The organism is Streptomyces sp. bgisy130, from assembly GCF_057708345.1.
Map to the genome: position 1 here is coordinate 1 of NZ_JBYISA010000030.1, position 21,499 is coordinate 21,499.

Annotated in this window: 19 protein-coding genes; 10 read left to right on the top strand and 9 right to left on the bottom strand. The window is 72.8% G+C overall.

Annotated elements, in window-relative coordinates:
* Positions 1–91 precede the first annotated feature (91 nt).
* Positions 92–1,768: a VWA domain-containing protein gene (locus tag AC3EUV_RS28915; protein ID WP_435604213.1), complete on the bottom strand. Its 1,677-nt coding sequence runs from the start codon at positions 1,766–1,768 to the stop codon at positions 92–94.
* 542 nt (positions 1,769–2,310) lie between these two features.
* On the opposite strand from AC3EUV_RS28915, the gene AC3EUV_RS28920 reads away from it, so the two are divergent.
* Positions 2,311–4,386 carry a PhoX family protein gene (locus AC3EUV_RS28920; protein ID WP_435604214.1) on the top strand — a complete coding sequence of 692 codons (2,076 nt, stop codon included), beginning with the start codon at positions 2,311–2,313 and terminating at the stop codon, positions 4,384–4,386.
* Between the two features lie 294 nt (positions 4,387–4,680).
* Positions 4,681–5,982 (top strand): alpha/beta hydrolase, encoded by a 1,302-nt coding sequence (locus AC3EUV_RS28925; protein ID WP_435604215.1) that lies wholly within the window; start codon positions 4,681–4,683, stop codon positions 5,980–5,982.
* A gap of 131 nt (positions 5,983–6,113) precedes the next feature.
* On the opposite strand, the gene AC3EUV_RS28930 is transcribed toward AC3EUV_RS28925, so the two are convergent.
* On the bottom strand, positions 6,114–6,926 hold the full coding sequence (locus AC3EUV_RS28930; protein ID WP_435604216.1) for a polysaccharide deacetylase family protein: 813 nt from the start codon (positions 6,924–6,926) through the stop codon (positions 6,114–6,116).
* A 298-nt stretch (positions 6,927–7,224) separates the two neighbouring features.
* Here AC3EUV_RS28930 and AC3EUV_RS28935 point away from each other — a divergent pair, with 298 nt between their 5' ends.
* Genes AC3EUV_RS28935 through AC3EUV_RS28945 form a run of 3 tightly spaced genes read left to right on the top strand, consistent with a single transcriptional unit; the run spans position 7,225 to position 9,589 of the window.
* Positions 7,225–7,971, top strand: a complete 747-nt coding sequence (locus AC3EUV_RS28935; RefSeq protein WP_432141281.1) for an ABC transporter permease — start codon at positions 7,225–7,227, stop codon at positions 7,969–7,971.
* The gene (locus tag AC3EUV_RS28940) at positions 7,968–8,642 is read left to right on the top strand and encodes an ABC transporter permease (RefSeq protein ID WP_435604217.1); all 675 of its coding nucleotides are present in this window, start codon (positions 7,968–7,970) and stop codon (positions 8,640–8,642) included. Before AC3EUV_RS28935 ends, AC3EUV_RS28940 begins: the two co-directional genes overlap by 4 nt.
* Complete coding sequence (locus AC3EUV_RS28945) at positions 8,639–9,589, top strand: ABC transporter substrate-binding protein (protein ID WP_432141279.1); 951 nt, start codon at positions 8,639–8,641, stop codon at positions 9,587–9,589. Before AC3EUV_RS28940 ends, AC3EUV_RS28945 begins: the two co-directional genes overlap by 4 nt.
* Positions 9,590–9,728: 139 nt before the next feature.
* Here AC3EUV_RS28945 and AC3EUV_RS28950 read toward each other — a convergent pair whose 3' ends face one another.
* Both AC3EUV_RS28950 and AC3EUV_RS28955 read right to left on the bottom strand, forming a co-directional pair.
* Positions 9,729–10,886: an ABC transporter ATP-binding protein gene (locus tag AC3EUV_RS28950; RefSeq protein WP_432141278.1), complete on the bottom strand. Its 1,158-nt coding sequence runs from the start codon at positions 10,884–10,886 to the stop codon at positions 9,729–9,731.
* On the bottom strand, positions 10,883–11,548 hold the full coding sequence (locus tag AC3EUV_RS28955) for a response regulator transcription factor (protein ID WP_432141277.1): 666 nt from the start codon (positions 11,546–11,548) through the stop codon (positions 10,883–10,885). The genes AC3EUV_RS28950 and AC3EUV_RS28955 overlap by 4 nt, the downstream gene beginning before the upstream one ends.
* Before the next feature lie 322 nt (positions 11,549–11,870).
* Here AC3EUV_RS28955 and AC3EUV_RS28960 point away from each other — a divergent pair, with 322 nt between their 5' ends.
* Positions 11,871–12,812: an NADP-dependent oxidoreductase gene (locus AC3EUV_RS28960; protein ID WP_432141276.1), complete on the top strand. Its 942-nt coding sequence runs from the start codon at positions 11,871–11,873 to the stop codon at positions 12,810–12,812.
* Between the two features lie 7 nt (positions 12,813–12,819).
* Here the strand turns inward: AC3EUV_RS28960 and AC3EUV_RS28965 are convergent, their stop codons facing one another.
* The 3 genes from AC3EUV_RS28965 to AC3EUV_RS28975 form a co-directional block, all read right to left on the bottom strand.
* Positions 12,820–13,815 carry a hypothetical protein gene (locus AC3EUV_RS28965; protein ID WP_435604218.1) on the bottom strand — a complete coding sequence of 332 codons (996 nt, stop codon included), beginning with the start codon at positions 13,813–13,815 and terminating at the stop codon, positions 12,820–12,822.
* A 199-nt stretch (positions 13,816–14,014) separates the two neighbouring features.
* The gene (locus tag AC3EUV_RS28970) at positions 14,015–14,614 is read right to left on the bottom strand and encodes a hypothetical protein (RefSeq protein WP_435604219.1); all 600 of its coding nucleotides are present in this window, start codon (positions 14,612–14,614) and stop codon (positions 14,015–14,017) included.
* 138 nt (positions 14,615–14,752) lie between these two features.
* Positions 14,753–15,772 carry a cation diffusion facilitator family transporter gene (locus AC3EUV_RS28975; RefSeq protein WP_432141273.1) on the bottom strand — a complete coding sequence of 340 codons (1,020 nt, stop codon included), beginning with the start codon at positions 15,770–15,772 and terminating at the stop codon, positions 14,753–14,755.
* A 226-nt stretch (positions 15,773–15,998) separates the two neighbouring features.
* Here AC3EUV_RS28975 and AC3EUV_RS28980 point away from each other — a divergent pair, with 226 nt between their 5' ends.
* From AC3EUV_RS28980 to cobM, 3 genes are all read left to right on the top strand, one after another.
* Positions 15,999–16,271 (top strand): hypothetical protein, encoded by a 273-nt coding sequence (locus AC3EUV_RS28980; RefSeq protein WP_042151247.1) that lies wholly within the window; start codon positions 15,999–16,001, stop codon positions 16,269–16,271.
* Positions 16,272–16,379: 108 nt separating this feature from the next.
* On the top strand, positions 16,380–17,714 hold the full coding sequence (cbiE, locus tag AC3EUV_RS28985; protein ID WP_435604220.1) for a precorrin-6y C5,15-methyltransferase (decarboxylating) subunit CbiE: 1,335 nt from the start codon (positions 16,380–16,382) through the stop codon (positions 17,712–17,714).
* Positions 17,711–18,541, top strand: coding sequence for a precorrin-4 C(11)-methyltransferase (gene cobM / locus AC3EUV_RS28990; protein ID WP_432141271.1), 831 nt, complete (start codon positions 17,711–17,713; stop codon positions 18,539–18,541). The genes cbiE and cobM overlap by 4 nt, the downstream gene beginning before the upstream one ends.
* Positions 18,542–18,657: 116 nt before the next feature.
* Here cobM and AC3EUV_RS28995 read toward each other — a convergent pair whose 3' ends face one another.
* Complete coding sequence (locus tag AC3EUV_RS28995; protein WP_432141270.1) at positions 18,658–18,876, bottom strand: hypothetical protein; 219 nt, start codon at positions 18,874–18,876, stop codon at positions 18,658–18,660.
* A gap of 1,038 nt (positions 18,877–19,914) precedes the next feature.
* On the opposite strand from AC3EUV_RS28995, the gene AC3EUV_RS29000 reads away from it, so the two are divergent.
* Entirely contained in the window at positions 19,915–20,277 is a 363-nt protein-coding gene (locus AC3EUV_RS29000) for a hypothetical protein (RefSeq protein ID WP_432141267.1), read from the top strand.
* Between the two features lie 28 nt (positions 20,278–20,305).
* Here the strand turns inward: AC3EUV_RS29000 and AC3EUV_RS29005 are convergent, their stop codons facing one another.
* Entirely contained in the window at positions 20,306–21,496 is a 1,191-nt protein-coding gene (locus tag AC3EUV_RS29005) for a cobalt-precorrin-5B (C(1))-methyltransferase (protein ID WP_435604221.1), read from the bottom strand.
* Between the last annotated feature and the right edge of the window lie 3 nt (positions 21,497–21,499).

Below are 21,499 nucleotides of genomic sequence, written 5' to 3' on the forward strand. Positions count from 1 at the left end.
CCCCCCCCCCCCCCCCCCCCCCCCCCCCCCCCCCCCCCCCCCCCCCCCCCCCCGGCCGGTGAGGAGTCGGGTGTGGTGGAGGCGAGGGCGGTCAGCTGTCCTTGAGGACGCCGGCCGCGCGGGCCTCGGTGAGCCACTCGGGGAACTCGACCATCAGCTGCTGGTAGAGCTCGTCGTGGGAGAGGCTGCGCGGGTCCCGGCCGGCGTGGAAGAAGCCTGCGTTGTCGACCGCGCGCTTCTCCGGGACGGCCAGGTCGTCGAGCTTGCGGAGGAAGTCGAAGCCCTTGGCGTCCGGGTCACCGAAGCCGATGAACTGCCAGAAGATCGGGAGCCCGGCCGCCTCGCAGAGCGCCTTCTCGGCGGCCGGCTTGGAGGTCGGGGCGCCGTCCGTCTGGAAGATGACGAAGGCCGGGGCGGTGGCGCCGGACTTCTTGTAGTGGTCGACGACCGCGTTGATGGCCCAGTGGTAGTTCGTACGGCCCATGTGGCCCAGCCCGGCGTGCAGTTCCTCGATCCGGCCCTCGTAGTTGGTGAGGTCGAGGTCGGCGGTGCCGTCGATGTCGGTGGAGAAGAAGATCACCGGCACGGTGGCGTCGTCGTCGAGGTGCGCGGAGAGGCCGAGGGCCTGCTCGGCGAGGTTCTGGACGGTGCCGTCCTTGTAGTAAGGGCGCATCGAGCCGGAGCGGTCCAGGACCAGGTAGACGGCGGCGCGCTGGGTGGCGAGGCCGTGCTTCTCCAGGGTGCTGCCCGCGGCCTTGTAGAGGCTGACGAGGGCGGGGGCGGTAGTGGGGAGCGAGGCCGCGACGGCGGAGGCGGTGCGGGCCTCGGCCTCGGGCTGGTCGGCGGTGGGGTGGTCGGCCTTGGGCTCGTCCTTCGGCTCGGCCTTCTGGGGGGCCTCCGTGTTGGGCGCTGCGGCCTTCGGCTCGTCCTTGGGAAGGTCCGCGGCCTGCGGCTCGGCCGCGGCCTTCGCCTCGTCCTCCGGCTTCGCCTCCGCCGCGGGCTTTGCGTCGGCCTCCGGCTCGGGCTCCGCGTCGGCCTCCGGCTGCTGCACGGGTTCCGGCGTGGCCGCCTGCGGCTCGGGCTCCGCCGCCACCTCGGGCTCCGGCTCGACGGCGTCGGCCGCGGCCTCGGCCTGCGCGTCCGCCGTCACCTCGGGCTCTGCGACAACCTCCGCCTTGGCCTTGCCCCCCGCCTTGGCCTCGACCTCGGCCTCCGGCTCCGCCTCGACCTCCGCCTTGGCCTCGACCTCGACCTCCGCCTCGACCTCTGCCTCCGGCTCCGGCTCCGGCTCCGCCTTAGTCTCAGCCGCCTCGGCCGCCGGTTCGGTCTCGGCCGCCGCCGTGCCCGGCTTGTCGAAGGCCTGGCTCACGAGATCGGCGACGGCATCGGCACCGGCCTCGCCCTCGGCCGACACGGACGGCGCGACCGCCACGGTGGCGTCGTCGCCGGCCGCCGGCTCCTCACGGCCCGGGGAGCTCTCCGCCGCCCGCTCCGCCCGCTCCGCACGCTCCGCACGGTCCGCGCGGCTGCCCTGGGCGGGCAGTGTCGGGGTCGTCGGTGCCGGGTCCGTGGCGGGGGCCTCCGTGGGGGCCGTCCGGGCGGCCGGGACCTCGGCTTCCGGAGTGGCGGGGGCCGGTGTGGACTCCTCGCGGGCCTCCGGGATGGTCGCGGACTCCGGCTTGTCGGCGCCGCTCGGGGCCGCGCCGGTTTCTTCACGGGTCGCCTTGGAGCGACCGAAAGCGTTGCGCAGCAGACTCCGAATGCCCATCGGCGAACCTCTCTTGCGGGTGCTGGGTGCGGCGTATGTCCGTGACGCACGGACATGTCCCTGACCAGGACGGATACGTAAGGGTAGCGGCCGGGACCGGCCTCATCGTGGGACCCCGCGCCTTGTAGTGGTGGGCCATCCGGGGGCTGTGACGGGCCGGCGGGTTTCGACCGGGCGCCGGAGTTCCGCCGCGGAGACATCGGTCCTGCGTACGAGGTTGATCAACAGTGTGCGCACCGCCGCGGCGCATGGCCCCGTACGGAATTTTCGATACCGGACTGCATCCTTCCCGCACTCCGGGCCGCCGTTGTTTGCGTCGTTTTGCCCTTCCCGGAGCCGGGATTGACTCCTCGTACGGTGCCGCGCGGACCTGCCGTCCCCCCGGATTCACCGCCTGTTCATGTTTGCGTCGTCATGTGGCGGATCGGCCCCTTTAGCGTCACGGCGAACCATGACCGCGAACCGAACGACGGTGCTCGCCTCCCTATCGGCTGCGCCGCACACCGTTCGACCTCGCTCGACTCCGTCATAGAGGGGGAAATGTGCGCAAGTTCCTGCCGTTGATCGGCTCGCATCCTGGTGGGCGTTCGGCCATGACGTGCCGCTACCGCTGTGGTGACGCCTGCTTCCACGAGACGCCGAACACCAGCGACAACGCCTACGTCGGTGACGTCATCGCCGGTGCGCTGTCCCGGCGTTCGATGGTGCGGGCCGCCGCGGTCGTGACGGTGGCGGCGGCAGCCGGCGGCGTGGTGGGCGGCGTGGGTGCGCCGCCGGCCGTCGCGGCGCCGGTGCCCGGCCCGGCGTCCCCGGGCGGGAAGGGCCACAAGGCGGCGCGCGGGCTGCGGTTCGCCACCGTGGCGCCGAACAAGACCGACGCGGTCGTCGTCCCCGAGGGGCACGCGCAGAACATCGTCATCCGGTGGGGCGACCCGATCCTGCGCGGGGCGCCGGCCTTCGACCCGGACCGGCAGTCGGCGAAGGCGCAGGCGGGGCAGTTCGGTTACAACAACGACTACATGGCTGTGCTGGACGTGCCGGGCGAGCGGCACCGGCAGCTGCTGGTGATCAACCATGAGTACACCGACGAGCAGCTGATGTTCGCCGGGTACGACGCGGAGGCGCCGACGCGGGAGCAGGCCGAGATCGGCTGGGCGGCGCACGGGCTGTCCGTACTGGTCGTCCAGGAGGAGCGGCACAGCGGGCGGCTGACGGCGGTGTCCCGGCACCGGCTCAACCGGCGGATCACCGGCACCACGCCGTTCGAGGTCACCGGCCCCGCGGCGGGCAGCGACCTGCTGAAGACGTCCGCCGACCCCAAGGGGACGCGCATTCTGGGGACGCTCAACAACTGCGGCGGCGGCATCACGCCCTGGGGGACGGTGCTGTCCGGCGAGGAGAATTTCAACCAGTATTTCGCCAACGGGGGCGAGGTCACCGATCCGACGGCGGCCGCCCGTCTCAAGCGGTACGGCATTACCGGCGGGGCGAGCCAGCGTAAGTGGGAGCGTTTCGACAAGCGCTTCGATGTGGCGCGGGAGCCGAATGAGCCGCACCGCTTCGGCTGGGTGGTGGAAATCGACCCGCACGATCCCGAGTCGACACCGCGGAAGCTGACGGCGCTGGGGCGGTTCAAGCACGAGGCGGCCGAACCGCGGCTGACGGCGGACGGCCGGCCCGTTCTCTACATGGGCGATGACGAGAAGTTCGATTACTTCTACAAGTTCGTCTCCGCCCGGCGGATGAAGCAGGGGACGTCACGGGCCGCGCGGGAGCACAACCGGACGCTGCTGGACGAGGGGACGCTCTATGTCGCCAAGTTCACCGGTGACAGCCCGGCGGGGGAGATCGACGGCTCGGGCAAGCTGCCGAAGGACGGCGAGTTCGACGGGTCGGGGGAGTGGATTCCGCTGGCCAGCGGCGACACCTCGCATGTGCCGGGAATGACGGCGGAAGAGGTCTATGTCTTCACCCGGATGGCCGCCGACAAGGTGGGCGCCACGAAGATGGACCGGCCGGAGGATGTCGAGCCCAGCCCGCGGACCGGGCGGGTCTATATCGCCCTGACCAACAACAGCGACCGCGGAAAGACCGGCAAGGCTCCGGCGGACGAGGCCAATCCGCGCAAGGAGAACAAGCACGGGCAGATTCTGGAACTCAGCGAGCGGTGGGACGACCCGGCGGCGGACCGTTTCGACTGGCGGCTGTTCCTGGTGTGCGGTGACCCGGAGGACCCGGCCACCTATTTCGGCGGATTCCCCAAGGACCAGGTCAGCCCGATTTCCTGCCCGGACAACATCACCTTTGATGTGCACGGAAATCTCTGGATATCGACCGACGGAAATGCGCTGGGCAGCCATGACGGGCTGTTCGGCGTGGCGACCGCGGGAGAACGGCGGGGTGAGGTCCGGCAGTTCCTGACGGTGCCCACGGGAGCCGAGACCTGCGGGCCGGTCGTACAGGAGCGCCGGGTGCTGGTCGCCGTGCAGCATCCGGGTGAGGTGGACGGAGCCAGTGTGGAGCGGCCCGCCTCGCAATGGCCGGACGGGGAAGGGGAGTTGGTCCGCCCCTCCGTAGTGGGCGTGTGGCGGAAGGACGGGCGGGACATCGGTATGTGAGGGAACGGCAGGTGCCCATGGGGGCGGGGGCCGGCTCCCCGTCCCCCTGGGCGCCGCCCCGTCCCCTGGCCCCGCGCCCGTCCCGCGACGTGCCCCGGCGGTTCCTCCCGTCCCGCCACATCACGCCGCGGAAACAATGTGGCAAGAGCAGGGTAAGAAGTGTGTCGCTCAGGTATCCGATGCGCAGGTGTGCCCGTCTTCTCCGGTGACCATTGTCCGGAGCCGTCCGTTGTGCCTAAGGCGGCCGGTTAAGAAGGCAAGAACCCTTCCTAGGGTGACGGGAGATGTGGGCGCATGGGGCTGACCAGTCAGTCGCTCGAATACACGGTGATCGTGCTGGCGGTGCTCTGTGTCGCCGCCACGGTCTGGCTCTGGCCCCGGCTGGCGCGGCGCGGCGTGGCGGCCGTCCTCGGCCGGCTGGGCGCGATCGTGGTCACCCAGGTGTCGATCGTGTGCGCGCTCGCCCTCGCCGTGAACACGAACTACGAGTTCTATGGCAACTGGGACGAACTGCTGGGCAACACCGACGAGGCGCCGGCATCCCTGAGCCAGGGCGGCGGGCAGTACGCCTCGATCGGCAACCTCAAGGGCGGACTGGTCCAGCCGGCCGGTCCGCAGGGGCTCGACCGGGTGAGCGGACTTCCCAAGGGGCCCGCCGACCGGGTGGGCAAGGTCGAGTCCGTGAAGATCATCGGCCGTCGCAGCCGGGCCATCAACCCGGGCTTCGTCTATCTCCCGCCGCAGTATTTCCAGCAGCAGTTCCGCCGCCAGCGGTTCCCCGTCATGGTCGTCATCAGCGGCTACCCCGGCGGGATCATGAACCTCGCCCAGCACCTCCAGGTGCCGCAGAACGCCGGCCGGCTGATCGCGCAGGGCAAGATGCAGCCGACGGTCATCGTGATGGTCCGGCCGACGATCGCCCCGCCGCGCGACACGGAGTGTGTGGATGTGCCGGGCGGGCCGCAGGCCGAGACGTTCTTCACCAAGGACCTGCCGGACGCCATGAAGTCGGCCTACCGGGTGGGCCGGGACCCCAGCGCCTGGGGCGCGTTCGGCTACTCGTCCGGCGGTACCTGCTCGTTGCAGCTGGCGATGCGTAGCCCGAAGGTCTACACCTCGGCGGTCTCGCTCTCCGGTGACTACGCGATCAAGGACGACCTGACCACCGGCAGCCTCTTCGGCCCCGGTCCGGAGGGCGCCCGGCGCGAGCGCGAGCACGATCTGCTGTGGCGGCTGAAGAACCTCCCCGCGCCGCAGATCTCCGCGCTGGTGGCCAGCAGCCGTAAGGGAGAGGCGGATTACGGCGACACCATGAAGTTCCTGCGGGCGGCCAAGTCGCCGATGACGACCGAATCCATCATCCTGCCGCAGGGCAGCCACCAGTTCACGACCTGGCGGCGGGAGGTCGTGCCGGCCCTTCAGTGGCAGAGCCAGCAGCTGACGTTCCCCCAGGACACCGAGGCGATCCCGCAGCGCAAGCCGGGCGTGGGCAAGGGCGGCGCCCCGGGGCAGCGGGCCACGCCGTCCGCGGCACCGTCGTCGTCCGACGACAACAAGGGCCGCCGGCGGGTGGAGGCGGAGCGCCCCCAGAGGTGAGCCGCGAGTGAGCTGAACAGGGGCGCCGGAGCTGTCCGGCGCCCCTATTGCATGTGGGCGTCGAGGGCCGGGGCGGGCGCGGAAAGCCGACGGCGGACGCGGAGTGGACCGTTGCGCGCGTCCCGGCCGCGCTACGGGCGGTAGACCATGCCCGGCTGGGGCTTCGCCGGGGAGAGCAGCTGGGAGACCGTGACGATCGTGTAGCCGCGCTTCTTCAGCTCCTTGAGGATGCCGGGGACGGCCGGCACGGTCCCCGGGTAGATGTCGTGCAGCAGGATGATGCCGTCGCGCTCGGTCTGTTCGAGCACCCGCTTGGTGATCAGGGCCGAGTCGTTGGTCTGGTAGTCCTTGGCGGTCACGCTCCACAGGACCTGGGCCAGGCCGAGGTCCTTGCTGATTGTGGAGACCGTCTCATCGGTCCTGCCCTGCGGCGGGCGCATCAGCCGGGGCGTCTTGCCGGTGATCTTGCGGACCGCGTCCTGGAGGCGGGACATCTCGCGCTTGGCCGATGCGGCCGGGATGTCGGTCAGAATCTGGTGCGACCAGGTGTGGTTGGCCAGCTCATGGCCCTCGGCGTCGATCCGCTTCACTTCGGCGGGGCGCTTGTCCACATGGTTCTTGCCCAGCATGAAGAAGGACGCGTGGACCTTCTCCTTCTTGAGGATGTCCAGCAGGCGGTTGGTGTGCTCGCTGGGGCCCGCGTCGAAGGTGAGCGCGACGCACTTGGCCTTGCGGCAGTCGACGGCGTCACCGGCCGCGTCCCGCGGGGCCTTGCCGCCCTCGGCCGAGGCGTCCTTCGCTTTGGCGTCGGCCGCCGGTGCGTCGGCGCGGGCGTCGGCCGGGGCGGTGACGTCGTAGGTGGCGCAGCCGCTGAGGGCCAGGGTGGCGGCCGTCAGCAGCCCGGCTATGGACGTGCGGCGGGCCGTGGATATCGGCTTCGGCATACGGGTCTCTCTTCGGGCGCGGGGGGTCGACAACGAGCCCGTGACCTGTGTTTTTGCGCATGGCAAAGCCGACGCGTACGGGGCGGTGCCGCGCCGCGCCGACCATCGGTGACAGCGGTCGAGAGGACTCGAGGGAACTATACATAGGCAGTACACACCGCGTGTATACGCGAGGTGCGTACGGGGCAGAGGAGGCGGAAGGGGCGGGTGGGAGGCACGGCGGCGGAGGCCGTCCGCGTCCACCCCGATCGGACGCGTCCGCCGCGACACCCCGCCCCCGCCGCGGTGGACTCATACCGTGACCGCACCGCCGCCGGACGACTGCCTGGCGCACAACGACTGGATCTGCGGCGACTACCTGAGCACCCGTCGGCAGATCCTTCTCGACGCGCTCCTCCAGCACCTCCAGCTGACGGTGTTCTCGGTGGCGCTCGGGCTGGTGATCGCGGTCCCGCTGGCGCTGCTGGCCCGGCGCAGACGCTGGACGGTCGGACCGGTGCTCGGCATCACCACGGTCCTCTACACGATCCCGTCGCTGGCGATGTTCTCGCTGCTGCTGCCGGTCTACGGGCTGTCCGCCACCCTCGTGGTGGTCGGCCTCGCGCTGTACTCCCTCACCCTGCTCGTACGGAACATCCTGGCGGGGCTGGACGGGGTGCCCGCCGAGGCCACGGAAGCCGCCCGGGGCATGGGGTACGGGCCGATGCGCCAACTGCTGACCGTTGAGCTGCCGCTGGCCGTGCCGGCGGCGATGGCCGGGTTGCGGATCGCCACGGTCTCGGCGGTCGCGCTCACCACCGTCGGCGCCATCGTCGGATACGGCGGACTGGGCAACCTCATCTACACTGGCATGAACGCGTTCTTCAAGGCGCAGGTGCTCACCGCGTCCGTGCTCTGTGTGCTCCTCGCGGTGGCCTTCGATCTGCTGCTGCTCGGTGCGGAACGGCTGCTCACCCCCTGGCGGCGGGCGAGCCGGCGGACGGTGCGGTCCCGGGCCACCGCCGGACCCAAGCGCCTGGTCGCGGCCCTCGGGCGGCGGACATGAACACCGTCTCCGCGGTCTGGGGATGGCTGACCACCGCCGCCAACTGGTCCGGTGAGAACGGCGTCTGGCACCGCCTCGAACAGCACCTCGTGCTCACCTTCTCCTGTCTGGTCATCAGTGCCCTGATCGCGCTGCCGGTCGCCCTGACCCTCGGGCACCTGGGCCGCGGCGGGGCGCTGGCCGTCAACCTCGCCAACATCGGCCGCGCGGTGCCGACCTTCGCCGTCCTCGTCCTGCTGCTGCTCACCCCGATTGGACGGCACGGGCAGTGGCCGACCATCATCGCGCTGGTGTTGTTCGCCATTCCGCCACTGCTGACCAACGCGTATGTCGGGATGCGTGAGGTGGACCAGAACGTGGTGCGGGCCGCCCGGGGGATGGGGATGACCGGCACCCAGCTGGTGTGGCGGGTCGAGGTGCCGCTCGCCTCTCCGCTCGTCCTGACCGGTATCCGGATCGCCGCGGTGCAGCTGGTGGCCACCGCCACGCTCGCCGCGCTGGTGGGCGGCGGCGGGCTCGGCCGGATCATCACCGCCGGGTTCAACCTGGCCAGCACCCCGCAGGTGGTCGCCGGAGCGGTGCTGGTCGCGGTGTTCGCGCTGCTGATGGAGGCGGTCTTCGAGCTGGCCCAGCGGTGGGCACCGGGGTGGGCCCGCGGACGGGCTCGATGAGGGCCGCTGTCGCCGCCGTCGCGGCCGCCGTCGGCCTCGGGCTCGCGGCCTGCACCAGCGGCCCTTCGCTGGAGACCCGCGCCGCGATCACCGCCTCCCCCGGCGACAGCCACGAACTGACCATCGGCTCGGCCGGCTTCACCGAGAGCGAGCTGCTGGCCCAGATGTACGCGGCGCTGCTCGACCATGCCGGGTACCGGACCCGTGTGGTGACCGTCGGCAACCGCGAGCTGTACGAACCCGCCCTGGAAGTGGGGCAGATCGATGTCGTACCTGAGTACGCCGCCACCTTCGCGGACTGGCTCAACGCCAAGAACAAGGGCTCCAAGGCGCCCCCGGTGGCCTCGCCCGCCATCGGTGCCACCATGGCCGCGCTGCGCCGGCTCGCCGGCCCGCGTGGTCTGACCGTGCTCCCGGCCGGCCGGGCCGTCGACCAGAACGCCTTCGCGGTGAGCGCCGCCTACGCCCGCAAGCACCACCTCAAGACCCTCAGCGATCTGGGCCGCGCCAAGCTGCCGGTGCGGCTGGCCGCGGGCGATGAGTGCGTTCAGCGGCCGTTCTGCGCGCCGGGGCTGAAGAAGCGCTACGGGATCAACATCACCGCCATCGACCCGAAGGGCGTCGGCACCACGCCCGCCAAGCAGGCCGTGCAGAACGGCCAGGACCAGATGGTGCTCACCACCAGCACCGATGCCACCCTCGACCGGTTCGGCCTGGTGCTGCTCACCGACGACAAGAAGCTTCAGAACGCCGATTACGTCCTCCCCGTCGTGAACCGCGCCCGTGCCGGCGGCGCGGGGCCGGCCGCCGCGCTCAACCGCCTCAACAAGGTGCTGACCACTGCCGATCTGGCGTACCTCAACGAGCAGGTGGACAGCTGGCGGCGGCTGCCGGCGGATGTGGCGCGCAACTACCTGAAATCCAAAGGGCTGTTGCCCAAGGGCTGATACCGCGCGGGAGACGTGACGGGTGCGGTGACCGTGACCGTGCCCATGACGCGAGCGGTGACCGGGCCGGCGTTTCACGTGAAACGCCGCGCAGCGCGGCAGGCCGGGCGTTTCACGTGAAACGGCCCTCCCGACGCTCTCACTCCGTGGGCACCGAGTCCACCTCGGCCCGCTCCCGCGGCATTCCCTGCTCGTCCGAACCGATGGTGCGGCGCAATGCCTCATGGAGCTTGGTCGGGGTCAGGACGCCCAGGAACCGGTGGCCGTCCAGGACCGCGATCCAGCCGGCGTCGTGCTTGAGCATCTCGCTGAAGGCCGCCTTGAGGGTGCCGGTCACCGGCACCCAGGCCTCCATCCGGCGGGCGTGACCGGCAACCGTGCCCTCCCCGCCGGCCAGCTCCTCCGTGCCCACCCAGCCGTGCAGCGCGCCGTCCTCGTCGAGCACCACCGCCCAGCGGGCGCCCTCGGCCCGCAGCAGTGCCCTGGCGTCCGCGGCGGGTTCGCCGAGCCGGACGCACGGCGGGCGTTCGAGGTCAGCACGGTCGATACCGGTGACCGAGAGCTGCTTCAACGCCCGGTCGGTACCGACGAATTCGGCGACATAGGGGGTCGCGGGGGCGCCGAGGACGCTCGCGGGGGTGTCGTACTGCTCGATCCGGCCGGCTCCGTAGACCGCGATCCGGTCGCCCAGCCGGATGGCCTCCTCGATGTCATGGGTGACCAGCAGCACCGTCTTGTGCAGATCGGCCTGAAGCCGCAGGAACTCCTTCTGTAGCCGGTCGCGCACGACCGGGTCGACCGCACCGAACGGCTCGTCCATCAACAGCACGGGCGGGTCGGCGGCGAGCGCACGGGCCACCCCGACGCGCTGCCGCTGGCCGCCGGAGAGCTGCTCGGGGTAGCGCGGGCCGTAGACGGCCGGGTCCAGGCCGACCAGATCCAGGAGTTCGGCGGCCCGCGCGCGGGCCCTGGCCTTCTTCCAGCCGGTCAGAAAGGGCACGGTCGCGGTGTTGTCGAGCACGGTGCGGTGCGGGAAGAGCCCGGTCTGCTGGATGACATAGCCGATCCCGCGGCGCAGGGTGACCGGGTCGACGCCCGCGATGTCCGCACCGTCGACGTAGATTCGCCCGTGCGTGGGGTCGATGAGCCGGTTGACCATCATCATGGTCGTCGTCTTGCCGCAGCCCGAGGGCCCTACCAGCGTCACCAACTCCCCCTCGCCGACCTCGAAGGAGAGGCCGTCAACGGCGGTGGTCCCGTCGGGGTAGCGCTTGGTGACGGAGTCGAACCGGATCATCGCGCGTCGGCCATCCGGTACCCGCCGGCCGGCACCGCCTCGATCACCGGCGGGTCGCCGAGCTTGGCCCGCAGCGCGCCGAGGGTGACGCGTACGGCGTTGCCGCCGTAGCTGGTGTGTTCCTCCCACACCTCCTCGATCAGCTCGTCGCCGCTGACCACCGCGCCCTGTGCCCGCAGCAGCACTTCGAGCACCCCGAACTCGGTACGCGACAGCGCCAGCGGGCGGCCGTCGCGGGCGGCCAGCCCGCGCGCGGTGTCGACGGTGACGCCGGCCCGCTCGATGAGCTGCGGCTCCGCGTGGCGGGCGGGCCGGCCCAGCGCGACGACCCGGGCGAGCAACTCCTCGGGGGCGAAGGGCTTGGCCAGCCAGTCGTCCGCGGCCGGCACCGGGTCCGCCGCCCGGTCGTCGTCCGGGCCGGCCGCGGTGAGCAGCAGCACCCGGGTCGGCAGCCGCTCCGCCACCACATACCGGCGGAGGGTTGCACCGTGCGGTGCGGGCAGCTCGTGGTCCAGGACGAGCACGTCGTACCCGCCGAGCCGCAGTCCGGCCAGTGCCGCGCGGCCGTCGTGGGCGATGTCCACCACGATCGCCGCACGGCGCAGCTCCGCGGCGATCAAGTCCGCGAGACACTCCTCGTCCTCCACCACCAGAACGCGCATGGCGTCATGTGTACCCGAGGCGGAGCCGCCGGCGAGCCGAACGCCGTGCGCCGCGACGCCGGGACCGGGGAATTCACCAGGCTGGCGCCGAGCGGCACCCGGCAAGGGCCCTGCACCGCACCGCACCGCTGGCGCGGACCGCCGGCCGGGCCGCCGCGGCTCGTGCGACCGCGTCCCGGCGAGCCTGGGCCGGACAGCCCCGGGGCGCGGGGCCGTACGAGTTGCTTCCGCCGCACCGCCTCTCCTCCTGCCGCCTCCGGCCCGGCCGGCGTGCTTACGATCCACTTCGGCCACCGGTCGGTAGGTGGAAGGGAGCGCCACGATGAGAGCCGTAGCAGTCAGCGCATTCGGTGAACAGCCGCAGCTCATGGAGCTGCCGCAGCCCGAACCAGGGCCCGGTGAGGTCCTGGTGCGGTTGGCCGCCGCCGGACTCAACCCCATCGACTGGAAGCTCGCCGACGGGATGTTCGGCGATGCCGTGCCGGCCGCGTTCCCTCTCGTCCTGGGGTCGGACGGGGCGGGCGAGGTGCTCGCCATCGGCAGCGGGGTGCGGCGGTTCACCATCGGTGACGCGGTGTTCGGCCAGTTCCAGCGGCCGGAGCAGGGCGGCGGGTCGTACTGCGAGCTCGCCGTCGCCGACGAGGAGCGCCTCGCGCACGCCGCCCGCAGCGTCACCTACGCCACCTCCGCGGCCGTGCCGACGGCCGGAATGACCGCGTACAACCTGGTCGAGGAGACCCGGATCGCTGAGGGCAGAAGGGTGCTGATCGTCGGCGCGACCGGCGGCGTCGGCACCTTCGTCACCCAGCTCGCGGCCGGCCGCGGCGCCGAGGTGATCGCCACCGCCCGCCCGGCCAAGGCGGAGCTGATGCGCACGCTGGGCGCCGCCGAGACCGTCGACCACACGGCGGGCCCGATCGCCGACCAGGTCCTCGCGATCCATCCGGACGGGGTCGATGTGCTGATCGACATGACCAGCGGCCCCACCGAGTTCGCCGGACTGACCCGGACCGTGCGCGACGGGGGCACCGCCGTCTCGCTGATCGGCTCGGTCGACGCGGACGAGCTCACCGAGCACAACCTCCGCGGCTTCAACTTCGTCAACCGCCCCTCCCCACAGCTGCTGGAGATCCTCGCCGGCCAGGTCGACGCGGGCCGGCTGACGGTCCTCGTGGGCCGTGAGGTCTCCCTGGAAGAGGCGCCGGAGGCCCTGGCGACCAGCCGCACCGGCCGGGCGCAGGGCAAGACGGTCCTGGCGATCTGAGCGGCGGTCAGCAGCCGGCGCCGGTGCGCGCTGCGGACCGGCGGGCCCGCAGCGCCCGGACCGCCGGCGGTCCCGCCGCGGCCAGCGCGGCGGTCAGCGTGCCCGCGCCGATGACCAGCCAGACCCCGGTGCGCAGCGGTCCGGTGAGGGCGTCGGCGTAGGCTCCCGCGGCCGGCCGGGAGACCATGGCGGGCAGCGCGTCCAGGGTGCGGCTGCGGACCAGCGCCAGCGCCGCGGCCAGCAGCCCGGCGGCCGCCGCACAGCCCAGCCCGGCCCAGATCAGCGCCCGCCGCCGGCGCCGCGCCAGCAGCAGCCCGCCGGTCAGACACAGCGCCGCGGCCGGCGGCAGCAGCAGCGCCCCGGTGCGGACGACCTCGTAGGCGGCCCGGATCCGGGGCACGTCCGGGGCCTTGAGCAGCACGATCTCCACCCCGGCCCGCGGCACCCGCCGGAGGAGGTCGAGCCCCATGCCGTTGTGGGACAGCTGACGCTTGACGCGTTCCACGACCGGGGTGAGGTCCAGCGTGACCGGGGCCCGGCCGGACGCGGCCAGCCGGCCGTCCAGCGTCCGGTGGGCGGTCCGGTGCACCCCGTTCCACACCGTGCGAAAGCCGCGGCCGGTGACGACCTGCCGCACCTGCTTCTCCACGAACTGGCGGACCCCGCGGGTGAAGTGCCGGCGCACCGCGGGACGCTCGGCGCGCGGTACGGCCTTCAGCAGCCCGTCGAGCCGGACATGCGCCATCACGCCGTCCGTCACATCGTCGACGACCGCCTCCTGGACGGCGGCGTTCCCGGCCAGCGGCGCCACCGCCGCCACATAGCCGTCGGTCTCGGTCAGCTCGGCCCGCGCCCAGATCGCGGCCAGGCTCAACGGCAGCAGCAACGCCCCCACCAGCAGCAACACCCCGCCGGCCAGCGCCCGCGCGACGCGCCGCCGCGGCCCGTGCGGCGACCGCGGTGTCATCCGCCCGCCCGCGCGTACGGGTGCGCTCGCTGACATCGCGTCCGGTCCTTCCTGTCCTTCCTGCACGGCGGACCGGGCGCGTTCCACGGACCGGCCGGGCCGGCGGGGCTCCGCAGGACGCGCGCCTCGGCCATCTCCCAGGCAAGTGGGAACCTCCGCCGCCCGCGACCGGGGCCGGTGCCAATGGGTGACCGCCCGCGCGGCACCCCGCCCGGCCCGCCCGCGTGGCTCCGCCTCAGCCCGCCCTTGCGACGCGCCGCCGCCGCACCGCCCGCACCACCCCCGGCCCGAGCAGCGCGGTGGCCCCGGCGCCCACCGCCCACCCCATCCAGCTGCCGCCCTCGCTCTCCGGGGTGCTCTCCGGCAGGTCGTCCACATCGCCCGAGCAGGCCGTGGGGGCGAAGGACTCGCCGACGTAGACACAGACCGTGGCGGCCGGGCGCCGGGTGCCGGGCGCGGCGGAGGCGGCGGGGTCGGCGCGGCCGCCGAGCACGGCCGTGGCGGTGAAGACCTGGATGTCGTGCGCCGGCAGATCGGAGCGCCAGGTCACCTTCTGCGCGCCCACGCCGTGCCCTTCGACCCGTCCGCGGGGCGCGGTCGCCGAGGTCGTGGTGGCCGGCATCCGCTGCTCGATCCGGGCGCCGTGCACCTCCGAGGCGCCCAGGTTGTGCACGGTGATGCGGTAGTCGAGCCGTTTGCCGGACTCGGTGTCGTCGCCGTCGGTCACCGTCACCGTGACCGAGACGGCGGGCGGTGCCTTCGGGGCGGACGCGGCGGCGGACGGTGCGTGGAGCGTGGCGGCGCACAGCAGCGCGCAGACAGCGGCGGTTCTCATGCCGTCATCCGAGCATCGCGGCCGCCGCGACCGGTGGCAGGCGGCCCGCTCCCGGGCCGGGGTTCACCCGAGTGACGCCGGACGCGCGAACGGCGCGCCCACGGCCCGCCGGACATCCGCGCCCGGCGGTCCGGCCGCTCAGTGCCGGTGCGGCCCCGGCCGGTGCACCGGACCGTGCGCGTCCTCGCAGTGGCCGGCCGGCTGCTCCGGGCCCGGACCGGGCCGCGGACTCAGCGTCAGCAGCTCATCCGGCGCTCCCTGTTCGCCGACATGATCGACCTGGAGGGTGGCGTGGGTGATGCCGTACTCCCCGCTCAGCAGCTCCTGAAGGCTGCGGCGGACCTTGTGGCAGTCGCCGCCCGGCGCCACCAGGATGTGCGCGGACAGCGCCGGCTGCCCGGAGGTGATCTGCCAGATGTGCAGGTCATGGATCTCGACGACCTCGTCCGCGGCGACCAGGTGATCGCCCAGCGCGTCCGGGTCAAGGCCGGCCGGCGCAGCCTCCATGAAGATCCGGCCGGACTCCCGCACCAGCCCCGTACCGGCCCGCAGCATCAGCGCGACGACCACGAGCGTGGCGATCGCGTCGGCCCGCTCGAAGCCCGTCGTCAGCACGACCAGACCGGCGACGGCGGTGGCGACGAACCCGAACAGGTCGGTGAGGATGTGCTGATAGGCGCCCTCGACGTTCAGGCTGGAGCGGTTCGCCTTGGACAGCAGCCAGGTGCAGATCAGATTGACCACGATCCCGGACAGCGCGGTGACCAGCACCAGCCCGCCGCCCACCTTCGGCGGCGAGATCAGCCGCTCGACGGCCTCGTACGCCAGCCAGGCGGACAGCAGCAGCAAGGTGATGCCGTTGGCCTGCGCGGAGAGGATCTCGGCGCGCTTGAGCCCGTAGGTGAAGCCACCGCGGGCCGGCCGCGCGGCCAGCCGCATCGCGATCAGCGCCAGCACGATCGAGACCGCGTCGGTGAGCATATGGGCGGCGTCCGAGATCAGTGCCAGGGACTGCGCCACCACACCGATGACGACCTCGACCGCCATGTACGCGGTGAGCAGGATCAGCGCGGCCCGCAGCCAGCGCCGGTCCGCGTCGGGTGAGACACCGTGTGCATGGCTGTGGCTGTGCCCGTGGCTATGGGCGTGCTCGGTCATCGGCGCGCTCCTTCCTGGCTCCTCGCTGCGAAGCAAACCGCACTTCTGCGAAAGATCCAAAGGCTGCACCGGTGACCGTTGTCATTACCGTCGAACGGACGATCATGCCTGGTCAGAGCGGTGCGGAGGAGGGCGGGGGCGGAAGCGGGAAACGGAGTTCGGCCATCCGCTCCCGGCTGGCGCGGTGAGCCGCCGCGGCCCCTCCTGCCGGGTAGCATCCGGCGCCATGAGCAACGCTACGGGGGAGACCCGGCGGCCCGCACCCGGCACGGGACAGCTGCTGGCACCGCTCGGCCTGCTGGCCGCCGTCGCCATCCTGTCCACCCACCACGACGGCCTCACGTTCTGGCTGGGCGCGCTGCTCGGCACCGTCGCCGTCCTCGGCTACCTGGCCTGCTTCGACTCCCCGCGCGGCATCTGGCAGTGGCTGCCGGCGCTGGTGGGCTTCTGCGCGGCGTTCCTGTTCGCGGGGCAGTTCCTGATCGCGCTGCTGGCGTGAGGGCGGGGGGCCTCCCCGCGGGACGGTGCGAGACGACCGGTCAGTAAAGTTCGGCTCCCGTCCCCCGGACCGGTCCCCGTCCCCTCCCGACCTCTGAGGTATCCGGCAGTGAGCCCCGCACCACCCGCCCCGGCCGCTCCTGAACCCCTGTCCGTCGTCGGCATCGGGGCCGATGGCTGGGACGGACTGCCGCCCGCTTCCCGGCAGGCCCTGAGCGCCGCCGAGGTGCTGATCGGCGGCGCCCGCCAGCTCGCGCTGCTGCCCGCGGAGTGCGCCGGCGAGCGCGTCCCGTGGCCGTCGCCGCTGCGCCCCGCCGTCCCCGGCCTGCTCGCCGCGTACGCCGGGCGCCGGGTGTGCGTGCTGGCCAGCGGCGACCCGATGTTCTACGGCATCGGGCGGACGCTGACCGAGGTGCTCCAGGAGCAGGCGGCCACCGGCGCGGGAGCGGCGGCGGACGGGCCCCCGGCCTCCGGGCTGCGCATCCTCCCGCACCCCTCCTCCGTCTCCCACGCCTGCGCCCGTCTGGGCTGGCCGCTGGAGGACACCGAGGTCGTCACGCTGGTCGGACGGCCCGCCGAGAACCTGCTGCGCGCGGTGTACGACGGCCGCCGGGTGCTGGTGCTGTCCGCCGGCGCCCGGACCCCCGCCGAGGTCGCGGCCCTGCTGCGCGCCCATGGCTTCGGCCCGACCCGGATACGCGTACTGGAGCAGCTCGGCGGCCCGCGGGAAAAGACGGCCGAGGGCACCGCCGAGGGCTGGGACCTGCCGCCCGGCGATCCGCTCAACGTCCTCGCCCTCGACTGCCGCCGCGTGCCCGGCACCCCGCCGCTCTCCGCCGTCCCCGGTCTCCCCGACGCCGCCTACGAGCACGACGGCCAGCTCACCAAGCGCCATGTCCGCGCCGCCACCCTCGCCACCTTGGCGCCCGCCCCCGGTGAGCTCCTCTGGGACGTCGGCGGCGGCTCCGGCTCCATCGCCATCGAGTGGCTGCGGGCGCACCGCGGCTGCCGCGCCGTCAGCGTCGAACGCGACCCCGTACGGGCCGAGCGGATCGGCCGGAACGCGCGCACGCTCGGCGTCCCCGGACTGCGCGTCGTCACCGGCCCCGCGCCCGCCGCGCTGGACGGTCTGCCCACGCCGGACGCGGTCTTCATCGGCGGCGGGCTGACCGCCCCCGGCCTGCTGGCCGCGTGCTGGGCGGCGCTGCCCGTAGGGGGGCGGCTGGTGGCGAACACCGTGACGCTGGAGTCCGAGGCGCTGCTCGCCGACTGGTACCGGCGGCACGGCGGCGAGCTGGTGCGGCTCGCGGTCGCGCACGCCGTGCCGGTCGGCGGCTTCACCGGCTGGCGGCAGGCGATGCCGGTCACCCAGTGGTCGGCCGTGAAGCCGCCGCCCGCCTCCCCGTCCCCGACCGCCGTCCCCCAGGAGACCGAGCAACCATGACCGTCCACTTCATCGGCGCGGGTCCCGGCGCCGCCGACCTGATCACCGTGCGCGGCGCCCGTACGCTCGCGTCCTGCGGGGTCTGTCTGTACGCCGGCAGCCTGGTGCCGCGGGAGCTGCTCGCCGAGTGCCCGCCCGGTGCCCGGCTCATCGACACCGCGCAGCTGGACCTCGACACGATCACCGCCGAGATGGTGCGCGCCCATGAGGAGGGCCACGACGTGGCCCGGCTGCACTCCGGTGACCCGTCCGTCTTCAGCGCGGTCGCCGAGCAGATGCGCCGGCTGGACGCGGCCGGTGTGCCGTACGACGTGGTGCCGGGAGTCCCCGCGTTCGCCGCGGCGGCGGCCGCCCTCAAGCGCGAACTGACCGTCCCCACCGTCGGCCAGACTGTCATCCTCACCCGCGTCGCCCAGCGGGCCACCCCCATGCCGGAGGGCGAGGACCTCGCCACCCTCGGGCGCAGCGGCGCGCTGCTGGTGCTCCACCTGGCCGCCATGTACGTCGACCGGGTCGTCGCCGAACTCCTGCCCCACTACGGCGCCGACTGCCCCGCCGCGGTCGTCGCCATGGCCTCCCGCCCCGACGAACTCGTGCTGCGCGGCACCCTCGCCGATATCGCCGGTCAGGTGAAGGCCGCGGGCGTGGTCCGTACGGCCGTCATCATGGTCGGCCGCACCCTGGGCGCCGAGCAGTTCCGCGACAGCCATCTCTACTCGGCGGACCGCGAGCGACCGCATCTGCCGTGTGCGGGGCCGTCTGACACCTCGTCGGACACACCTCCGGTCCCGCCTTCGGTCCCGCCGTCGGCCACGGAGACGCCGTAGCGGGCGCCTACGAGGCGTTCGTCCGCGCCGGTGGACATACGTGAACCCCGGAACTGGATGTTCCGGGGTTCACGTATGTCAGGGCGGCCTGTGGGAGGGCCGGAGAGCGGCGTCGCTCAGAGGCTGGTGATCCCCACCGAGGCCATACCGCCGATCGGCCCGAGGGGCGTGTTCGCCGCGAGGGACCCGCCGGCCTCGACGTCATGGCCGATGCTCACGCCGGCACCGTGCCCGGCGATCTCGGCACCGGCGCCGGCGTTCCCACCGGCGATGGTGTCCAGCTCGGTGTCGGCGATCTCGCAGGTGTCGATCTCAGGGGTGAAGCCGTGACGCATGGCGTGCCCTTCCCTTCAGAGCTATGGATTCCGAACTCACACGGGCCAAATTTGCGGATAAAGCAAATAGGGCCGTAATGGGTCGTCCGGCGCCCGTATATGACGCCCGTAATGACGGCCCGTGTGCTCGCAGAATGCAATCACGCTCAAGTGTCGCCCAGCAACTTACCGTTCGGTTTTCAACCTGTATGTAATTGAGCACCACTATCACCCTGACCTGCGAGTTTGCCCATTTCTTGGCGGTGGGGCGAGCGTGCGGCGGCTATCGGATAACTGTCCCGGAAAAGCCCTTCATGCGTATCCGCCAGGCATATTTGCGGGTACTGTCCACCGAAACCGCGGCGAGTGGCATGGGGGACATGTCCGCCTTCCCGGTATTCCTCTCCATCGGGGCTCTTGACACCGGCCGACGTGCGGCGAAATGTGGAAGACAACCGCTCCGTGAAGCCGCCGCTCATGCCGGATCCGTATCCGCGGGGACCCCCGCCCGGTCCGCTTCCCCGATCACCGGCTGGCCCCTCGTCGGAGGTGCCACCGCCGGGAGGGGACACCACAGATCCGCGTCGGCGCCGCCGTCGTCAGGTGCTGCTGATCGTCGGTCTGGCCTCCTTCGCCATGGCGATCGGGCTGTTCTTCCTGGGCAGACAGGCGCCTCCCGAGGCCCCGCCACCGGAAGCGCCGCCCCCCGAGGCACCCCCGCCCGACGAGCCCCCACCGGAAGCACCCCCACCGGAAGCACCCCCACCGGTGGAGCCCCCGCCTCCGGTCGAGCCGCAGCACCCTGAGCCCCCGCCCGAGGCGCCCCCGCCCCACCCGGCTCCCTGAGTGCTGTCCCGGCGGTCGGCCGGGCACCGCGCACCTCGGCCGCGAGACCCCGGCGGAGGGAACCGAGCACCCGGTCCGGGCGGCCCCACCCCCTCCGGGCCCGTCCGGATGGCTCTGCGACCGCATCAGGGTGAATACCCGTTATCCCGCCACCGGGGGCCGGTAAGGAAGCTGCGACACCCAAGGGGGGCCGAAGCAAAGGAGTACGCCACGATGCGTACCAGACTGGCCGCCGGCGTCGTCGGCGCCGCAGCCCTGCTGACGCTCCTCGGCGGCAATGTCGCCGCGGCCGACGGCAAGGACCATGTCGCACAGGCGACGGACACCCCGGGTCAGATGCACGACAGCTCGCCGTGGATGCACGACAGCCCGCGCCGGATGAACGACCGTCCTGGCCGGCTGCACGACCGCCGCGAACGGCGCTACGACCGCCAGGACCGCTACGAGCGCCCCGGACGGTTCCGCGACAACCCGCTGCGGCTGACCACCTGCGCCCTCGGCACCGCGCTGGGATCGCTCACCGGCAGCTCGGACGACTGCATGGGCGGCCGGTTCGGCCGCGGCTACCGGGACTGACGGCGCACGCCGGCACGGGGGGAGCCCGTCACCGCTGCGGGCTTCCCTGCCGGGCCTCCCCCGGACCCCGCGGCTCCGCCCGACCCACCACCATCCCCGCCCGGTCGATACAGATGACATCGACCGCGACCGGCGCGCCCCGCAGCACCGCCAGCGACTCGTCCCGCGCCGTCGCCGCCACCAGATCCCCCAGCGGCACCCCCGCCGCGGTGCACAACTGGAGTGCCGCCAGGCCCGTGTTGGCCTCCGCGACCGCCGCCGCCAGCGCCTCGTCCGCGCCGCCCCGCCGCGCGAGCTCCGCCAGGAACCCCTTGTCCACCTGGGACCGCGCCGAGTGCAGATCCAGATGCCCCGCCGCCAGCTTGGACAGCTTGGCGAACCCGCCGCAGATGGTGAGCCGCTCCACGGGATGCCGCCGGATGTACTTCAGCACCGCCCCCGCGAAGTCGCCCATGTCCAGCAGCGCGTCCTCGGGCAGATGGTGCAGCGCGACGGCCACCTTCTCCGACGTCGACCCCGTACACCCGGCCACATGCCGCCGGCCGGCCGCGCGCGCCACGTCCACCCCCCGCCGGATGGAGTCGATCCACGCCGAGCAGGAATACGGGACCACGATCCCGGTGGTCCCCAGGATCGACAGCCCGCCCAGAATCCCCAGCCGCGGATTCCAGGTGCTCCGGGCGATCTCCTCCCCGTGATCGACCGAGACCTCCACCTCGACGTCGGCCGTCGCCGCCGTACCGCCGTACCGCGCCGCGACCTCCGCCAGATGCTCCCGGATCATCTGCCGCGGCACGGGGTTGATCGCCGGCTCCCCCACGTCCAGCGGCAGCCCGGGCCGGGTCACCGTCCCGACCCCCGGCCCGGCCCTGAAGACGACCCCCGAGCCCGCGGGCAGCGCCCGCACGGTGGCCCGGACGAGCGCCCCGTGGGTGACGTCCGGATCGTCGCCCGCGTCCTTGACGACACCCGCCATGGCCGTCGTCCGCCCCGGCGCCAGCTCCTCCACCGCCAGGGCGAAGGACGGCGTCTGCCCCTTCGGCAGCGTGATCGTCACCGGATCGGGGAACTCGCCGGTCAGCAGCGCCGTGTACGCGGCCGTGCTCGCCGCCGTCGCACAGGCACCGGTCGTCCAGCCGGGCCGCAGCCCGGTGTGCGCGAGCTGCGCACTACGCCCGCCCGCGGCCTTGCCCGTACCCTGCGGTTGCGCTTCAGCCACGGA

What these genes read in the sequence shown, in the direction of transcription:
- AC3EUV_RS28915 (WP_435604213.1), bottom strand. Translation starts at nt 1,768, where the DNA reads ATGGGCATTCGGAGTCTGCTGCGCAACGCTTTCGGTCGCTCCAAGGCG.
- AC3EUV_RS28925 (WP_435604215.1), top strand. Translation starts at nt 4,681, where the DNA reads ATGGGGCTGACCAGTCAGTCGCTCGAATACACGGTGATCGTGCTGGCG.
- AC3EUV_RS28930 (WP_435604216.1), bottom strand. Translation starts at nt 6,926, where the DNA reads ATGCCGAAGCCGATATCCACGGCCCGCCGCACGTCCATAGCCGGGCTG.
- AC3EUV_RS28940 (WP_435604217.1), top strand. Translation starts at nt 7,968, where the DNA reads ATGAACACCGTCTCCGCGGTCTGGGGATGGCTGACCACCGCCGCCAAC.
- AC3EUV_RS28945 (WP_432141279.1), top strand. Translation starts at nt 8,639, where the DNA reads ATGAGGGCCGCTGTCGCCGCCGTCGCGGCCGCCGTCGGCCTCGGGCTC.
- AC3EUV_RS28950 (WP_432141278.1), bottom strand. Translation starts at nt 10,886, where the DNA reads ATGATCCGGTTCGACTCCGTCACCAAGCGCTACCCCGACGGGACCACC.
- AC3EUV_RS28955 (WP_432141277.1), bottom strand. Translation starts at nt 11,548, where the DNA reads ATGCGCGTTCTGGTGGTGGAGGACGAGGAGTGTCTCGCGGACTTGATC.
- AC3EUV_RS28960 (WP_432141276.1), top strand. Translation starts at nt 11,871, where the DNA reads ATGAGAGCCGTAGCAGTCAGCGCATTCGGTGAACAGCCGCAGCTCATG.
- AC3EUV_RS28965 (WP_435604218.1), bottom strand. Translation starts at nt 13,815, where the DNA reads ATGTCAGCGAGCGCACCCGTACGCGCGGGCGGGCGGATGACACCGCGG.
- AC3EUV_RS28970 (WP_435604219.1), bottom strand. Translation starts at nt 14,614, where the DNA reads ATGAGAACCGCCGCTGTCTGCGCGCTGCTGTGCGCCGCCACGCTCCAC.
- AC3EUV_RS28975 (WP_432141273.1), bottom strand. Translation starts at nt 15,772, where the DNA reads ATGACCGAGCACGCCCATAGCCACGGGCACAGCCACAGCCATGCACAC.
- AC3EUV_RS28980 (WP_042151247.1), top strand. Translation starts at nt 15,999, where the DNA reads ATGAGCAACGCTACGGGGGAGACCCGGCGGCCCGCACCCGGCACGGGA.
- cobM (WP_432141271.1), top strand. Translation starts at nt 17,711, where the DNA reads ATGACCGTCCACTTCATCGGCGCGGGTCCCGGCGCCGCCGACCTGATC.
- AC3EUV_RS28995 (WP_432141270.1), bottom strand. Translation starts at nt 18,876, where the DNA reads ATGCGTCACGGCTTCACCCCTGAGATCGACACCTGCGAGATCGCCGAC.
- AC3EUV_RS29000 (WP_432141267.1), top strand. Translation starts at nt 19,915, where the DNA reads ATGCGTACCAGACTGGCCGCCGGCGTCGTCGGCGCCGCAGCCCTGCTG.